Genomic DNA, 16,501 nt, shown 5'->3' with positions numbered 1-16,501 from the left:
AGTTTTTCAATATTTGTGAAACGCTTACTTTAGATATATATTTACTTTTAGGCAACAGTTGCATTAGGATGAAGCATATAAAGCAAGCACGTTTGCGCGGGTGGGGGTTCAACTTAATATGGTAACCATTAAAGATATTGCAAAAGCTGCAGGGGTATCTCCTTCCACTGTATCAAGAGTCGTCTCTAATCATCCTAGAATTAGCAAGGCAACCTCTCAGAAGGTCAAACGGTATATGGAAGAAATGGGCTACCATCCTAACGTGATGGCGAAGAGTCTGGTATCAAAAACAACACAAACCTTAGCCATAATGCTGCCTCGACCAGCTGAAGAGCTGTTTCAGGACTTTTTCTTCGGTGAATTGCTTCGCGGAATATTGACGCAATCAACAAGAGCGGGATACGATATGCTGCTTACCGCAGCGACGTCGCCAAGCGACGAGACGGAAACCGTATCACGTCTTGTATTCGGTAGACGAGTTGACGGCGTTATCTTGTTATCCTCTCGGGTAAATGACCCTTTAATCGACCTATTGGACAAACATAAGTTTCCTACTGTATTAATAGGCCGCACAGAAAATCGGCCTAATATATTATCAGTCGATAATAACAATGAGCAAGCAGCTTATGATGCGACGCAGCATCTCATTGTCCAAGGCCATGAAAGAATCGGTTTTGTTAGCGGTCCGCCATCGTTAACCGTTGCACATGACCGGATGGAAGGCTACCGCAGAGCCATGTCCGAAGCCGGTTTGCCTGTTCGATCCGAATGGATCGTTGAAGGCGAGTTTCTTCAGCAAAGCGGCTATCGTGCCATGTCATTTATGATGAGCCTGCCCGAAAGACCTAGCGGCCTTGTTGTCATCGATGATGTGGTCGGATTCGGCGTATTGCGCGGCCTGACAGAGCTTGGGTACAAGGTGCCTGATGATCTTAGCATCGTAAGTTTCAATAACATTGCATTGTCCGAACTTGCAACACCGCCGATCAGCTCAATAGATATCGGAACCTATCAGCTCGGCTACACCGCATCACAAATGTTGATTCGTCTTATCCAAGAAGAAAGCATACACCAGAACAGAATGATTATTCCCCATAGGCTGATCGTTCGCGAATCATCGATTCAAACCGTATCCAAGAGGAGTTGACAGCATGTCAAATAAAAAACCATTTTTAGTGGATGCCATTATCGGCAATTCCAAGTTTCTCGCATCGCTTGGCCGCACAGGCAAAATGTATCGCCTGTGGTGGCCGAACATTGATTTGCCGCAGCATGTAGACGCTATCCGCACAGGAATTCAGTGGGCGCAATCCCCTGTTTCCTGGTTTGATGAAGAAACGAACGGCTTCACTCATGAGACGGCATATGTTGCAAAAACAAACATTTTGCAAGTGAATGCTCGTACTGACCAACAGCCCGTTCAAGTGGGCAGCTTGCATTTTGCTGTTCCCGGCCAAGATATTATCGTTCGTGAATACACGTTCACAAACGTCAGCGATCAAGCTGCTTCCTTCTCGTTTATCGTTCACTCTTCTTTTCTCGTAAGCGAGAATAATCTATATAACACAACTATGTTTAATGCCGCTGAAGACTCCTTGGTTCATTTCCGCCATAAGTATTATTTTGCGCTTTCAAGTGCAAACGTATGCACAGGTTATCAATCAGGAATCAACTGGGATAACGTTCAGCATGGTGAGTTGAACGGCAATAACATTGATATGAAACCAGATGGTGCCTTGAACTGGCGTATCAATGAGCTTGCAGCAGGCGCATCCGTAACGATTCCCGTCTATATAACAGCCGGCCATGATGAAGAAAGCGTACTGCAACAAATGCGTACTGCAAAAAGCAAAACAAGCGCAGAATGGGTTCAAGAAACGACAACCTACTGGCATGAATTTTTGGCTGCCGCTGCCCCTTGTCCGATTGGCGACAACGAAATCTCAGATCTATATGACCGATCCCTGCTTATGTTCAAGCTCATGTCCGATGAGCAAACGGGCAGCATTATCGCTGCTCCAGAATTTGATGAAAATTTCACGCGCTGCGGGGGTTATTCCTACTGCTGGGGCCGAGATGCCGCATTCATTACGACTGCGCTTGATAAAGCAGGTCTTGGCGCTCTGTCCGACAGCTTCTATGCATGGACGCTTTCTGCGCAATCACCAGATGGTTCATGGCAGCAGCGGCATTATCATGATGGCAGCTTAGCGCCGTCATGGGGTTTGCAAATTGATGAAGGCTCGTCGATTCTTTGGGGAATGTGGCAGCATTATTTGGAGAAAAAGGACTCTGATTTCGCTAAGCAGGTATGGCCTGCTGTAGAGAAAGGCGCATCCTTCTTGATGAGCTTCCTCGATGCAGAGAGCGGCTTGCCGAAGCCTAGCATCGACCTGTGGGAAGAGCGTGAAGCGTCGCATACGTACTCCTCAGCCGCTGTATACGGCGGGTTGACGGCAGCAGCGAGCTTTGCCGAGCTAGCAGGCAAACCTGAGCTTGCAGCTGAATGGACTGCTGCTGCGGAGCGGATATCAGCAGCGATCAAAGAGCTATGCTGGAACGAGGAAGGCGGCCGATTCTACCGCGGAGTTGACCTAACAGTAAACGCAGGCAAATACGAGCAAGCCTTGGCAGCTGGCTCAACTGGTTATGTGACTGAAAGCAATAAAGGCTACAAGAAGCATGTTCTCGATCATGATGCTGTAATTGATATCAGCCTGCTTGGCATCGCTGTACCGTTTGGAGCGGTAGCGGCAGATGATGACTCCATGCGCCGCACTGCTGATGCTGTTGAAGCTGCATTGACTGTACCGGGCGTCGGCGGCATTAAGCGCTATGAGGACGATATCTATATTGGCGGTAACCCATGGATTCTCACTACACTATGGCTTGCTCACTATCGCATTCAAACCGGCAGCATTGATGAAGCGAAGCAATTGCTGAAGTGGGCGATGGACCATCGTACGGAGACCGGCCTCCTGCCAGAGCAAGTAGACAAAAACACCGGCGAAACCGCTTGGGTTGTCCCGCTTACTTGGTCGCATGCCATGTTTATATTGACGATTTTCATGCTTGCGGAAGCGGAAGCAAAGTAAAGTAAAACCTGCTCTATCCGATTTTAAAAAATCACAAATAAATGAAACCCCGACGGTTGCTTGAACCGTCGGGGTTTTTTATGCTTGAATTCCGCGCTGCTGATTTACATCAAGACCAATTGTAGACGGCAGTATCAGACGTGCCTGTCGAACTCGCAGGTGAAGTAAACGAGCGGTTCGTTCCACTCTCCCAGATGACATTGCCGAGACTGTCCTTCTTAATGAACTTGAATTCAAAGGTCGTCCCTTTCGGCACACTTACCGGCAGAAACCATACTGGATAGTTCGGATTCATCATCGCTTCCGTCGATTTAGCTGCATCCCAGCTGCCAAGCTCAGGAATGCTGCCGACGATATGAATATTTTGTCCAACTGTCGTTGTGGCATTGACCTTAAAGATGACCTGCACCTGATCACCCGACAGTACCTCGTAAGTAAAGCTATTGCTGACATTTGTTCCTTTCGTAACCGTAATGCTGCGTGAACCGGCAGCTACAGCTGGAACGACAGCTTCGATAAACGTATCATTGTTAGATACGATTGTTGCAGCAACCGTACCGAATTTCACGGTAGCCGTGCCGCCTAAGCCCGTTCCGTAAATATAAACGGTATTGCCTGGGCGTCCTGAGGTAGAAACAACATCTCCGATTCTTGGAACCGTAGTGCCAAGCGATGGATTGTACGCCAAAATGTTAACCTCGCCGCCTGAAAGCGTGAAGCTGGAAATTTTATTTTGACCTGATACGCTCGTAACCGTATTCGACGCGCCCATTAGCAGCCCGGACAATCCATCTGTGTAAGTTCCTACAGGCAACGTTGTATTAATTGCAGGAACCGTATACGAAATATCTGGCTGTCTATTTACAGCGACAATCACTTGCTTGTCGTAGAACTGACGCTGGTAAACGAGAACATTGTCTGTGCTGTACAGAATGGAAGTTGTACCATAAGCGATCGCTTCGTTGGACTGACGCAAGGCCGATAGATTCTTGATCACTTTGAAAGCCGTTGTCGTCTCATCGAAAGCAGCCGCCTTCTGCATAAATGAACGGCCAGCAATATCGCTGCTGTCCGCGGAGGACATATACTGCTCCGTACCATAATAAATATTTGGTGTTCCACGTGATGTCATAAGCGTTGCAAGCGCAGCATGATAAGGCTTATTGTTCGATTGAATATAGCGGAACCGCGTAACGTCGTGGTTGTCCAGGAATGTTACCGCTTGATTCTCATAGGAATAATCGGCGCTCGTTTGTGTCAGCATATTACCGAAAGTAGACATCGTCTCGGTGAAGTTGCCGAAAGCATTTGTTGCAGAACGATAAAATTCAAAATCAAGATTATTCACGCCCGTACGGTCAGGGAAGGTACGGAATTCATCATATTTCGGGTCAGGTCTGCTAATAAAAAATTCACCAAAATGAGTGAGCGGTCCGCCTGCAGCGGAGTCAATGGCGTCTTTCAAACCTTTCGTGAATGCAGGATTCATATGCAGCGTTGCATCATGGCGGAAGCCATCAACGCCCTTCGATTTCCAGAATGTCGCTGCCTTCTCCAAATGCGCAACTACATTGGCATTCTCTTGCGAGAAATCCGCAAGCGAGCCGAGTTCCTTATGACGGAAGCCATAACGAGAATTGTCGCCTGCGCGATCGCCTAATCCGTGAAACCAGCCGTTTACATCATTATTCGGGTCGGCGATTAGGTTTTCTATTTTGCCATCGTTGTTGTAATCGTAAGGGTTGCCAGCAGCATTAAAGGCATAATTGCCGCTTGCGTCTTTATCCGGCTCATAGAGCTTGCCGTCTTCTGGAGAATTGCCGTTAGTCGGGTTTTGCCAGCGGCTCGTATGATTCGTTACAAAATCAATGACCAGCTTCATTCCTTGATTATGGAGAGCATCACGAAGATTCTCAAAGTCCTTCATGAGCCCAAAATGCTGATTCGTCGCAAAATAATTGCGAACATGATAGCCATGGAAGCTCGTCCATTTATTCATGCTGCCGCCAGGCTGGTAATCCTCAATTACTGTATCTCTATTCTCGTAGGGTGCGGATATCCAAACAGCTGTTACACCCATATTTTTCAAATAAGGAATTTTGTCGATAATCCCTTGCCAATCTCCGCCTTGATAAAGCTTTAAATCATTGCCATCCCCTTTACCATCGCCATTCGCATCATCAAATAAAGCAGCGGAGGAGCCAGCAGGGATATTATTGCTTGTGTTGCCATCATAAAATCGATCCGTAATAATTTGATACACCGTATCCTTTGGCGTAACTGGACTAAGCGCGGACGATGCGGTTAATGCCTCTGCTTCTCTTGGATTAACACTAATTGCCGGCAATACAAGTGCTGCTGCTAATACGAACAAAGCTAACCTTTTCCCTATAACCTTCATCCATTCAACACTCCCCACTATTTTGAAATGCAGATTTATTGCCTAGTTCAAAAAATACCCTCCGTTTAGACGCATGATTTCACCTAGGCTCCTAGAAGTTTGGCATCACCCCCTTCATAGATTGCTGCTTATCACGCTGCTTCTGTTCATTTCTTTACTGCTGTGCTTTGCCTAATGGTCAGCTCGACTCCAATTACGACCTTGCGATCGACAGCAGCATCCTTATCCATTTGTGCAGTCAGCAATTTCACAGCCGTCTGTCCTTTGAGCACAATATCCTGATGAACGGTCGTTAAGCCGGGCACCATATAATGGCTGTTCTGATTATCGTCAAAACCCATTACGGATACATCACGCGGCACAACGATACCGAGATCATGCAAGCCTTTAATTAATCCAATAGCGAGAACATCCGATAAAGCGAATACAGCCGTTAGCTCCTGTCCTCTTGAAGCGATTTGAGATGCCGTGCGATAACCGCTAATGGAGGAGGTAGGAACCTCGAAAACATGGTCGCTTTGGTAGGCCATCCCTGCTTCTTCCAGCGCTCTCTTATAGCCGAGCCACCGTCTATGATTAACGCCTTCTTCCAGCAGTGTCCCGGTCAATAATGCGATGTTCTGGTGTCCAAGTGATAGCAGATGTTTTGTTCCGATATAACCCCCAAGCTCATCATCCAACCCAACTTGGTACAGCTCATTGTTTTTTAAATAGCTATCCATAAACACACAAGGCACATTCAACTCTAAAATTCGCTCGTATATCGGTGAACCCTCAAATACGCCAATAATGATCAAACCATCCAAATGGCGCTCACGAACGAATGAAAAGGTTTCATCCGGCTCTACCCCAACAAGAAGGACATGCAGCTTCTCATTCCGTGCCCCTTCTTCAATGCCCGTAACAAGCTGCCAATAAAACGGATTGTCATGCAGTCTGCCTTTCTCCAAGAAAGGGACAATGACCGCTATTAGCGATGATTTCTTATCCTTTAAATTGCGAGCGGACATGCTTGGCGTGAAATTCATCTCAGCGATAGCTGCTTGAACCGACTGAACCGTGTTAGGCGCTACTCTGCCTGTTCCATTCAGTACGTTGGATACCGTAGCAATCGATACTTTTGCGCGTTTAGCAACATCTTTAATCGTTATTCGTTCCTGACTCATGACGAACCACCTTTACAATAATTAAACGTTTCATCTACGTTAAACACTTATGAACAAAGAGTTTAAATTAGGAGATATATGAAATTAATAAATAATTGATTAAACGTTTCATTTAATAATTCATACTATATTTTATCCTGTATATTTCTGTCAATCATTATTTTGTAAGCGCTCTACTTTGTCCCGTCAGATGGCCTCTTCTACTCCGTAATAAAAAGAAAAATGAGCTTCAATGCCAATAAGATGTTTCAACTCTAACAAAATGGTGTATACATATTGACAGACATCTTCTAGTTTGTAATAATTATAAACAAGGAGTTAGTCTAATTTAATTCAGAATTTGCAATCAACCTTTCCATTTTTGTATTCACTGACTGCAAATAGCGCAAACTACCATCAGAAAGGATGATCATTATGACAACACCTACAACTGTACAACAACATTTGAATCGCCAAATCGCCAACTGGAGCGTACTTTACATCAAGCTGCACAATTATCACTGGTACGTAAAGGGCTCCCAGTTTTTCACTTTGCATGCAAAATTCCAAGAGCTTTATGAAGAAGCTGCGCTTCATGTCGATGAAATCGCTGAACGTTTGCTTGCCGTGAAGGGTACGCCTATCGCAACCATGAAAGATTATTTGAAAACTTCAAGCATTGAAGAAGCATCCAATAAAGAAGATGCGACGCAAATGGTTGAGCAATTGATTAAAGATTTTACAACCGTAATCGGTGAACTGAAAGACGGCATGGAGGCCGCACAAAAGGCTGACGATGAAACAACAGCCGACATGCTCCTTGCTATTCATACGACACTTGAGAAACATGTATGGATGCTTACCGCTTTTAATGGAAAATAATTGTTGCTCGTCCTGTGCAAAAAGGAGCTTCGGCAGTAAACTCACTGTCGAAGCTCCTTTATTTGCTTAGTGTTCTAGCCTGATACATCCATTTTAATCGCTGCTCATTTTGAGAACATCAACCGCTTTCAGCTTGAGTGCTGCCCTTGCTGGCGTAATATTAATAAGCAGAGAGGCCAGCAGCAAGCCAGCTATAATGGGAAAAACAATATCGAATGGATACTCATATAGGAGAGCCGACTTATCGCCTTTCAAATCCTCTTTCACACTCTCGACAAACATATGAACCCCGCTAAGGCCTATCGCTAGGCCTGACAACAAACCCATCAAGCTTATAACAAAACCTTCGATAAACAGCATCCAAAATATGGACTTGCCGGGAACGCCGATGCAGCGCATCATTCCGATCTGTTTGCTCCGCTCGCGCACAGCTCTAAACAAAATAATCGCAAGACCTAGCAAACCAATAAGAGCGGATATAACCGTAAAACCTATGAATCCATAGCCAATTTGTTTATTAATCAATTGCTCCGCTGTATTTTGTACATAAGGTACATGAAAGGCCAGTACGCCTTCAAGTGCAAATCTTTCCTCCAGCTCCTTGGCCAGCTTAATGTCTTTATAATCAAATTGGAATAAAACGAAACCAAGATCGGTTTGGTTGGGCCATTTGTGACCAAGCGGACGCAGCTCATCTACAACTTTTTTGTTCATCAAGGTTGTGCCATAGAAATCTATTAACCCGGAAGCTGCGTCGTTATTTAAAAAACCAGCGATAATGAAATCTCGTTTCTGTGCCGGAACCCATGCTTCTTCTCTCGATCGGAGCTTGCTCTTATATACAGGAAGCGTAATCTTATCGCCTGCCTTGAGATTTAATAATGGCTTAGGAAACTTCTCTTTATAATAGTCAGGCAGGATTACATATGCAGGGTCATTCAGTACAGCCTGCCATGCTTCAGCATCGCTTGAGAACGCTGGCGATCGCGCATTTAATGCAAAGTTGTTATTAAGCAGGAGCTCCTTCGTAACGGGTATGATAGCTTGAGCTATGCCGTTCTCCTGCATACTAAGCATATAAGGCTCCACGACAACTTTCCCCTTCATATGCTCCTGTATCAACGGGTCAGCAGCGGCAACCGCTTCAATTTTATCCTTCTCCAGCTCAGATTGGTATACCGCATAACCACCAAAACCTAAGACAGTTTGATTTATGCGATCAACATTCCCGCTAGCCTGTATAAGCTGCGTAATGCCAACCAAAAATGTAATCAACATCATAACAAGTGCAAATAAAAGCGCTGCTGTGTACGTTCGTCCTTTATGTTGATTCGGGTATTTAACAGCAAGGAGCATGGATATCGGCGGAACACCAATAAGCCGCAGCAGCTTTTGCAGCGGGACAGTCATTTTCCCCACTACATTAAGCGCGATAAATAACACTGTAAACACGGATGCTATCCAAGTAAGCACAATGGTAAGCATGTTGTCATTCGTTAATTCAGGCGGATCGATAAATGCAAATATAAAATGAACGCAAGTAGCGGATAAACCCGCAGCGATTACCCAGCGGTTTCGCGTTCGTTTCCACCCTTTCGCTCGCAAGGTCCCGCTGTCCGCTGAAGGCCCTCGCAGCGCTTCAACAATATTGAATCTGCTTGCTTTACGAGCTGTTAATCCAGAAATGAAAAGAAGGAACAACAAGGTTGCTGCGAATACAGCTGCTGCTGTTAGGATTGAAACATGAGCTGTAATCGGCACAACGAGACCAGCCATTTGAGATAGGTCCGTTGCATAGAAGCTATAAAAAAATTGAATCAATCCATAACCGCCAGACAACCCAATCAGCGTACCAAGCAGCGCACTAGCTGCTGACAGCAAGAGCGCCTCAACCATAAACATCGCAGATATATTGTCTCGCGAGAATCCGATCGCTCGTAGAATACCATACATCTCCCGCCTGGAATCGCCAATCATGACCAGCACCTGCCGCATAAACAGCATGCTCGATATAACGGCTACAATACTGATCATGCCAATAATGATCGAATAGTTCATATCATCGACTTCATTTTTATATTTGCTTTTCAAATTTTCTACATTGTAGGTGTGGCCTGAAACAAAAAACATGCCGCCCAAGTTTACAGATGGATCAGAGTTTCCCGCCAGTATAGCCTCATAGCCATCTCCAGCTTGGCCAGACATTTGACGCACAGCTTGCTCCGTACCGATTATTGTACCGGCAAATGCACCATATTCTTGGTAGCCAGTGAGTCCTCGCTGCTCTACTACCGCACGAATGCGAAATAACTCTTCTTTGCCTGAGACAGTAACCTTAAGCGCGTCACCGACGTCAACATGCAGAAGCTTGGCTATGTCACGGTTAATAATAAGCTCATCGTCAGCCAAGCCATTTGTCCATAAGTTTTCATAGGCAGGATCAAATCTAACAGCTTCCTTCATAGAGAAGCCCATAAACAGCATATTTTTCAGAATGGATTGCTCACCCGTATTTGCAGCCTCAGCAAAAACAGCCGCTTCCGCCTTTACATAGGGAAGAATTGTATAGTCGCTTTTTCGTGAGAAGTCTACTAAAAATGCAGCCTCTTCCGCGGAGAAACCGTCAGAATTAAGCTTCTCCGGCGTTAGCTTCCAGTTGATCGGGCCTAGATGCCTCTCAATCCAAGCTGCCCCGCTTCGCTCGACCGATTCATAGTTTACAGCACTAATGGCGATCAGCATAGCCCCGATGGCTCCAGCCATTATCGTGATCAACGTCTGCTTCCATTGTTTTCTCAGATGACTCAGCGCCATTCGCCATACAAGACTAGACGTTAGCATGACTAAACGCCCCCATCATGGATAACACGTCCGTTTTGCAATCGAATGGTGCGTGATGTTCGGTTAGCTACTTGTTGATCATGCGTCACAATAACGATCGTTGTGTTGTAATGGCGATTGAGCATCTCCAGCATCCCAATGATTTGATCCGCCGTTTCCGTATCAAGCGCGCCTGTAGGCTCATCTGCCCAAATGATATCGGGTCTCCCCACAATAGCTCTAGCGATAGCAACTCGTTGATTCTGACCGCCCGATAGTTGATTAGGATATTGATTAGCTTTATCAGACAGCCCAACCTCTTTGAGCGCTTCAAGCGCTCTCTCTTTGGCCTTATTGGCATCACTGCCTGCGGCAATAAGCGGCAGCGCCGTATTCTCCCAAGCATTCAGCACCGGTATGAGATGATAGGATTGAAACACGAACCCCATCTTCGCAAGCCGCAGCTTAGCGATCTTTTCGTCTTCCCATGAATGGATGGGCGCGTCTCCAATCCATACTTCACCTTTATCGCTGGACTCGATGCCTGCCATAATATGCAGCAGCGTTGATTTGCCGCAACCGGAGGCACCCGTAATGGATACCATTTCTCCTTTATTAATTGTAAAAGATACGTCCCTCAGCGCTCTGACCGCTGCTTCTCCCTTGCCATACGTCTTACATAATTCCTTTATCTTTATCATCTCTTCAATCCTCACCCCTTGTTCCATTGAATGCTATCACTTTATCAAATCGATATGCATTCTTAATGGAGCAAATATGCAGAACTTGTGCAGATGGCTAGTCTTTTATGATGGGGAGGCTTAACGTAAACGCAGCTCCTTTGCCATAGCTGCTCGACACATCAAGCGTTCCGCTGTGGGCATGCGCGAATTGCTTCGCTATAGCGAGCCCAAGGCCCAGCCCTGAGCCGCGTTTGCTTGCTCTAGCTTGCCCAGCTCCTCTGTAAAAGCGGTCAAAAACAAAAGCAAGCTCCTCCTCTTCAATTCCCAAACCATCATCGATGATCGTCAATTCCGCATATCCAGCTTTTAAGCTGAGCTCGATTCGCAGCTCATAGCGTGCATGCTGCAGCGCATTCCCAATCAAATTAATAATAATTTGCCTGATCCTTGCTTCATCCGCATAAATACGAATATCATGCTCCATATGTACCGTTGCCTGTATTGTATGTTCATCCGATTGAACGACAAGCGTCTCAGCAACCGCCGCTGCTAGCGCGGTAAGTGAAAACCAGCTTTTGCTTAAGGACAAATGGCCAGATTCCGCTAGCGACAGCTCCTGTAAATCTCGAACTAACTTAGTGAGACGCAGCGTCTCATCATGAAGCGATACAGTACGCGCTAATGGCAGCGGCAGTCCCTCCTGAATGGCATGGTCCAGCTGCGTCCGCATAACTGCAATCGGCGTTCGAAGCTCATGAGCAATGTCAGCTACCATCGTTCGCCTAACCGTTTCTAAGCGTTCTACGCGCTGCACAAGCCCATCTATTTGATCGAGCGCATCCGTGAGCTGCTTGTCCCCGTCTATACGATGATTTGCTGATAAAGAGGCTCGCTCCCAAATTAACGCCGCTATTCGCCGCTCCGTTTGTTTTGAAACATTGTGCGAGCGTTGAATAACCCATAATCCAATGATGTATATCAACATAGCGAGCAACAGCGGCGGCAATACCATTCTCATACTTATAAGTTTCTGAGCTGTAGTCGATACCTGCGTATACCCGACAATCGAGCCATTTGAGAGTACGGCTATTTTCCGCGCGTCTTTATCCGTATTTTGCTTAATGACAAGCGTGGCTGTCTCGGTTACAGCATCTTTGTCATAAACGATAATGGACAGCGACTTGTGTCCGGAAATCATGTAACGATCATGCTGAAGCCGATCCTCAAGACCGATCCAGCTTCCCGTCGACTCATAAAAAAGCTTGGCGTATCCATTCCAAAACAGCTGCGTCTTCTTAAGCTCAGTCCGATCGATGCTGTTCATCATCCATGAGGTACAAATAAATGCAACAACGACAGCAATCATACATATGTAAATTAATCTAAGCTTCTCACGCTGCATGCTTGTACTGCTATAGCTCTTCACAGTACTTCCTCCGTAAAACGATAGCCAACTCCATACACGGTTTGAATGAGCTCACGCTTCTCATCGCCGCCTTCCAGCTTACGCCTCAAATTGCGAATATGTGAATCGAGCGTTCGCTCATAACCGAGAAAACCGTCGCCAAGCGCCTCATCCATCAAATGTGTTCGTGTAAACACTCTGCCTGGATTTGCCGCGAGCTTCCACAGCAGCAAAAATTCAGTACGGGTCAAGTCAAGTTTGTGCTCATTGAGCACAGCTGTGAAGCGCTGCTGATCGAGCATGAGCGGTCCTCTATAAATAATCGATTCATCAGGCGCAGGAAGGGATGGCTCGCCATGCTTGCTTGCTCTGCGCATAACCGCTTTAATTCTCGCACTTAGTTCACGAAGCCCAAACGGCTTCGTCAAATAATCGTCCGCGCCAAGCTCCAGTGCCAGCACCTTATCGAATTCATCACCCTTGGCTGTTACCATAATGAAGGGCAGCTTCCACTCTTTTTCATTACGCTTGCAAATGTCTATTCCGCTCGCTCCACCGGGCAGCATCCAATCTACTAGCAGCAAATCCGGATTCATCTGCTTAATGAGCGGCTCCGCTTCGGTCAATGAGGAAGCGCCATAAACCTCCACCGATTCTTTCCGCAAATAATCAGCGCATTCCTGAAGCAGCTGCTGCTCATCCTCAATCCAAACGACTTTCATCTTACACTCACACTCCCCTAAATAAATTGTTGCATAAAAAAACAGTTCTTCCAAGTAGGGAAGAACTGTCTTTTCATACAAATCTATGGATGTTCGCTAAACAAACTCGCTGCCGCGAAATGATAATCAATTGATCTTATACAAACTTTACGCTGCAGCTGCCTACAGCTGTACCTGCCCATAATGCTTGCAGCTGGTCACCATCATGCAAAGCAGCCACCCCTGCTGGCGTTCCTGTGAATAGAAGATCGCCGGCGCCAAGCCCGTAATGCTCTCCTACGAATTGAATCAGCTCCGATACGCTGAATAACATATCGCTGACTTTGCCGCGCTGCGCCTCTTCGCCATTTCGCAAGAGCACAAACTCGTTTTCAGCAAGAGCCGCTGCACCTGGATAAGGAAGCCATTCACCAAGCGGAGCTGAGTTTTTAAACCCTTTGGCCGCAAGCCATGGCTGTCCCTTAGCCTTCAGCTTGGACTGAACGTCACGAAGTGTTAAGTCCAAACCAAGCGCCATGCCGTCAATGCATTGTTCTGGATCGATGCCCGGCTCATACCCACGGCCAATCCGCAGTACGATTTCAAGCTCAAAGTGCACCTCGCCTACATTACCGGGAAGATCAACGGTGTTGCCTGCCATTGGAACAATGGCATGCGACGGCTTTGTAAACACGAGCGGCTTATCAGGCACCTCATTGCCAAGCTCCAAAGCGTGAAGTTTATAATTTCGACCGATACAATAAATATTACGAATCTCATTGCTGCTCATGAACAATGCCGCCTTTCTATTTCAACTAAGTTAAATCGGTTTCGTTTACTTCTGGGCAGCAATTTGCTCAGCCAATTCATTCAGTTCTGCCCAGCGGTCCATTAGCTTCTCCAGCTTTTCTTCCAGCTGCTGCTGCTCTGCTGCCAGCTCTAGGAGACGAGCAGAATCGCTGCTTGCAGCTTCCATGCGTGAGGCGATTTCACTGATCTCGGTTTCCGCAGCCTCAATCCAGCCATCAATTTGCTCAAAGTCCTTTTGATCCTTATAGGACATTTTGAGTGTACGTCCCTTAACCGCGGGTTTCGCAGCCGCTTCTGTACTTTTCAACTCTGCGCTCGAAGCCGCTTTTGCAACGGCTGTGTCGGCTGCAACCGCTGATGGCGTAGTTCCAGAGCCGTATTTCTCAACAAACGCTTGGTAATCCGAATAGTTGCCGGTGTGATGTGCAATCACGCCATTGCCCTCGAACGCGATAATCTTGTCTACTGTCCGATCAAGGAAATAACGATCATGAGAGACAACGAACACCACGCCCGGGAAATCGTCAAGATAATCCTCCAGCACTGTAAGTGTGGAAATATCCAAGTCATTCGTCGGCTCATCGAGCAGCAGCACATTCGGCGCATTCATTAACACGCGCAATAGCTGCAAGCGGCGCTTCTCGCCGCCGGACAGCTTCGAAATCGGTGTCCACTGCATCGTAGGGGAGAATAGGAAACGCTCCAGCATTTGTCCCGCCGATATGGTCGAGCCATCAGCCGTCTTTACTTGCTCAGCGCCCTCGCGGATATATTCGATCACCCGCAAAGATTGATCCATCTCTTCATGCTCTTGCGAGAACCAGCCCAGCTTGACTGTTGTACCAAGGTCCACGGTTCCTTCGTCTGGCGTTAATTGCCCTGTAATCAGCTTCATTAGCGTTGATTTCCCGCTTCCGTTGCGGCCGACGATGCCTACTCGGTCCTCTGGAACAGCAATATAGCTAAAATCGCGAATAAGCGTCCGATCACCAAAGCTTTTTTTCACATTTTCCATTTCAAGGATTTTCCGGCCAAGTCTAGTCGAAGCTACCGATACGTCCATCTTCCCGCCCGCTTGCTTCGGTGCATCTGCCTTAAGCGCCTCAAAGCGATCGATACGCGCCTTTTGCTTCGTCGATCTTGCTTTAGCTCCTCGTCTGATCCAAGCGAGTTCATTGCGCAGCAAATTTTGACGCTTCGATTCTGTCGAAGCTTCCCGCTCCTCGCGGTCCAGCTTCAGCTCAAGGAAACGACTGTAGTTTGCTTGATAGAAATGGGCTTGGCCTTTATCGAGCTCGATGACGCGGTTACTGACACGATCAAGGAAATACCGATCATGCGTAATCATGAGCAATGCGCCTCTGCGTTTTTGCAGCATGCCTTCGAGCCAAGCCACGGAATCATTATCGATATGGTTCGTAGGCTCATCCAGAATGAGCACATCGGAAGGAAGCAATAAAGCAGCAGCCATAGCGACACGCTTGCGCTGGCCGCCGGACAGCGTCTCTACCTTCGCTTCAAAATCATTAATGCCAAGCTTTGACAGCGCCATCATCGCATCGCTCTCCAGCTGCCATGCATCAAATTCATCCATAAGCTGATTTGCCTTAATCAGCTTATCTTGCAGCGCTACATCGCTTGGATTAAGCTCAATCGCTTCCATTGCCGCAGCATAAGCCTGCACAGCTCTTAGCTGAGGAGAATCTCCGCCAAGCACATGCTCCAGCGTCGTTTCGTTCGGAGCAAATACCGGATCCTGCGCCAGCATTCTAACCGTTACCCGGTTGCCGATCGACACTGTGCCTGAGTCAGCTTGTTCTAGGCCCGCAATCACCTTAAGAAAGGTGGACTTTCCCGTGCCGTTCACACCAATGATGCCGACTTTGTCGCCATCCTCTACGCCAAATGTTACATTTTCGAACAATAGCTTCTCGCCATAGCTCTTCGTTATATGTTCTACAGACAATAAATGCATGAGACAAACCTACTTTTTTGGAATAGTATTGCTGCGATTGCAGCCCCTCGTATCATACCATAAAAAGCCCATATCATAACATGAACCTCTGTACAGCAAAAAGAATCAGCACCTTGTCCCATGAGACAAGAGCTGATCCTTTCTTATTTCGCTGTTTATTAACGCTTTCCGATCATGTTCTCGGGACGAACAAATTCATCGAATTGCTCTGAAGTAAGCAAGCCGCTCGCGATAGCCGACTCCTTCAATGTTAGTCCTTTTTTGTGAGCGTTTTTGGCAATGGCAGCCGCATTCTCGTAGCCGATATGCGGATTAAGCGCTGTGACCAGCATAAGCGACTGATCTAGATTACGTTTGATTACCGCTTCGTTTGGCTCGATGCCAACCGCGCAGTTGTCGTTGAATGAAACCATGCCATCAGCAAGAAGGGCTACTGATTGCAGGAAGTTATAGATGATAACTGGTTTGAATACGTTTAGCTCGAAGTTTCCTTGGCTTGCTGCCATCGAAATAGCCGTATCATTGCCAATCACTTGGCATACTGCCATCGTCAAAGCTTCGCTTTGCGTTGGATTAACTTTACC

The 16,501-nt window shown here is 46.8% G+C and carries 11 protein-coding genes and 1 pseudogene; 3 read left to right on the top strand and 9 right to left on the bottom strand.

The genetic code is table 11. From position 1 onward, the window contains the following. Positions 1–118 precede the first annotated feature (118 nt). A complete protein-coding gene (locus tag AC1DPK_RS29025; protein ID WP_076268828.1) occupies positions 119–1,147 on the top strand; it encodes a LacI family DNA-binding transcriptional regulator in 1,029 nt (342 codons plus the stop codon). A 4-nt stretch (positions 1,148–1,151) separates the two neighbouring features. Further along, positions 1,152–3,095: a glycoside hydrolase family 15 protein gene (locus AC1DPK_RS29020; protein ID WP_477512431.1), complete on the top strand. Its 1,944-nt coding sequence runs from the start codon at positions 1,152–1,154 to the stop codon at positions 3,093–3,095. 109 nt (positions 3,096–3,204) lie between these two features. Here AC1DPK_RS29020 and AC1DPK_RS29015 read toward each other — a convergent pair whose 3' ends face one another. Continuing rightward, complete coding sequence (locus AC1DPK_RS29015) at positions 3,205–5,496, bottom strand: alpha-amylase family glycosyl hydrolase (RefSeq protein ID WP_477512430.1); 2,292 nt, start codon at positions 5,494–5,496, stop codon at positions 3,205–3,207. A gap of 146 nt (positions 5,497–5,642) precedes the next feature. Further along, positions 5,643–6,662, bottom strand: a complete 1,020-nt coding sequence (locus AC1DPK_RS29010) for a LacI family DNA-binding transcriptional regulator (protein WP_477512429.1) — start codon at positions 6,660–6,662, stop codon at positions 5,643–5,645. A 414-nt stretch (positions 6,663–7,076) separates the two neighbouring features. Here AC1DPK_RS29010 and AC1DPK_RS29005 point away from each other — a divergent pair, with 414 nt between their 5' ends. Continuing rightward, complete coding sequence (locus tag AC1DPK_RS29005) at positions 7,077–7,523, top strand: Dps family protein (RefSeq protein WP_430055183.1); 447 nt, start codon at positions 7,077–7,079, stop codon at positions 7,521–7,523. Positions 7,524–7,616: 93 nt separating this feature from the next. Here the strand turns inward: AC1DPK_RS29005 and AC1DPK_RS29000 are convergent, their stop codons facing one another. The 7 genes and pseudogenes from AC1DPK_RS29000 to AC1DPK_RS28970 form a co-directional block, all read right to left on the bottom strand. Beyond that, positions 7,617–10,364, bottom strand: a complete 2,748-nt coding sequence (locus AC1DPK_RS29000; protein WP_477512428.1) for an ABC transporter permease — start codon at positions 10,362–10,364, stop codon at positions 7,617–7,619. 2 nt (positions 10,365–10,366) lie between these two features. Continuing rightward, entirely contained in the window at positions 10,367–11,044 is a 678-nt protein-coding gene (locus AC1DPK_RS28995; RefSeq protein ID WP_477512427.1) for an ABC transporter ATP-binding protein, read from the bottom strand. A 97-nt stretch (positions 11,045–11,141) separates the two neighbouring features. Beyond that, complete coding sequence (locus tag AC1DPK_RS28990) at positions 11,142–12,452, bottom strand: sensor histidine kinase (protein ID WP_477512426.1); 1,311 nt, start codon at positions 12,450–12,452, stop codon at positions 11,142–11,144. Then, positions 12,449–13,153 carry a winged helix-turn-helix domain-containing protein gene (locus AC1DPK_RS28985; protein WP_441878562.1) on the bottom strand — a complete coding sequence of 235 codons (705 nt, stop codon included), beginning with the start codon at positions 13,151–13,153 and terminating at the stop codon, positions 12,449–12,451. The genes AC1DPK_RS28990 and AC1DPK_RS28985 overlap by 4 nt, the downstream gene beginning before the upstream one ends. 136 nt (positions 13,154–13,289) lie before the next feature. Next, on the bottom strand, positions 13,290–13,922 hold the full coding sequence (locus tag AC1DPK_RS28980) for a fumarylacetoacetate hydrolase family protein (RefSeq protein WP_477512425.1): 633 nt from the start codon (positions 13,920–13,922) through the stop codon (positions 13,290–13,292). 45 nt (positions 13,923–13,967) lie between these two features. Then, positions 13,968–15,917, bottom strand: coding sequence for an ABC-F family ATP-binding cassette domain-containing protein (locus tag AC1DPK_RS28975; protein ID WP_477512424.1), 1,950 nt, complete (start codon positions 15,915–15,917; stop codon positions 13,968–13,970). A 158-nt stretch (positions 15,918–16,075) separates the two neighbouring features. Then, positions 16,076–16,501 (bottom strand): annotated as a pseudogene (locus tag AC1DPK_RS28970) (class II fumarate hydratase); the annotation flags it as partial.

The organism is Paenibacillus sp. 01T424 (assembly GCF_056398745.1).
This window is presented reverse-complemented; position numbering and strand designations above follow the sequence as displayed.

Coding starts and splice junctions, on each gene's coding strand:
- AC1DPK_RS29025 (WP_076268828.1), top strand. CDS start 119: ATGGTAACCATTAAAGATATTGCAAAAGCTGCAGGGGTATCTCCTTCC.
- AC1DPK_RS29020 (WP_477512431.1), top strand. CDS start 1,152: ATGTCAAATAAAAAACCATTTTTAGTGGATGCCATTATCGGCAATTCC.
- AC1DPK_RS29015 (WP_477512430.1), bottom strand. CDS start 5,496: ATGAAGGTTATAGGGAAAAGGTTAGCTTTGTTCGTATTAGCAGCAGCA.
- AC1DPK_RS29010 (WP_477512429.1), bottom strand. CDS start 6,662: ATGAGTCAGGAACGAATAACGATTAAAGATGTTGCTAAACGCGCAAAA.
- AC1DPK_RS29005 (WP_430055183.1), top strand. CDS start 7,077: ATGACAACACCTACAACTGTACAACAACATTTGAATCGCCAAATCGCC.
- AC1DPK_RS29000 (WP_477512428.1), bottom strand. CDS start 10,364: ATGCTAACGTCTAGTCTTGTATGGCGAATGGCGCTGAGTCATCTGAGA.
- AC1DPK_RS28995 (WP_477512427.1), bottom strand. CDS start 11,044: ATGATAAAGATAAAGGAATTATGTAAGACGTATGGCAAGGGAGAAGCA.
- AC1DPK_RS28985 (WP_441878562.1), bottom strand. CDS start 13,153: ATGAAAGTCGTTTGGATTGAGGATGAGCAGCAGCTGCTTCAGGAATGC.
- AC1DPK_RS28980 (WP_477512425.1), bottom strand. CDS start 13,922: ATGAGCAGCAATGAGATTCGTAATATTTATTGTATCGGTCGAAATTAT.
- AC1DPK_RS28975 (WP_477512424.1), bottom strand. CDS start 15,917: ATGCATTTATTGTCTGTAGAACATATAACGAAGAGCTATGGCGAGAAG.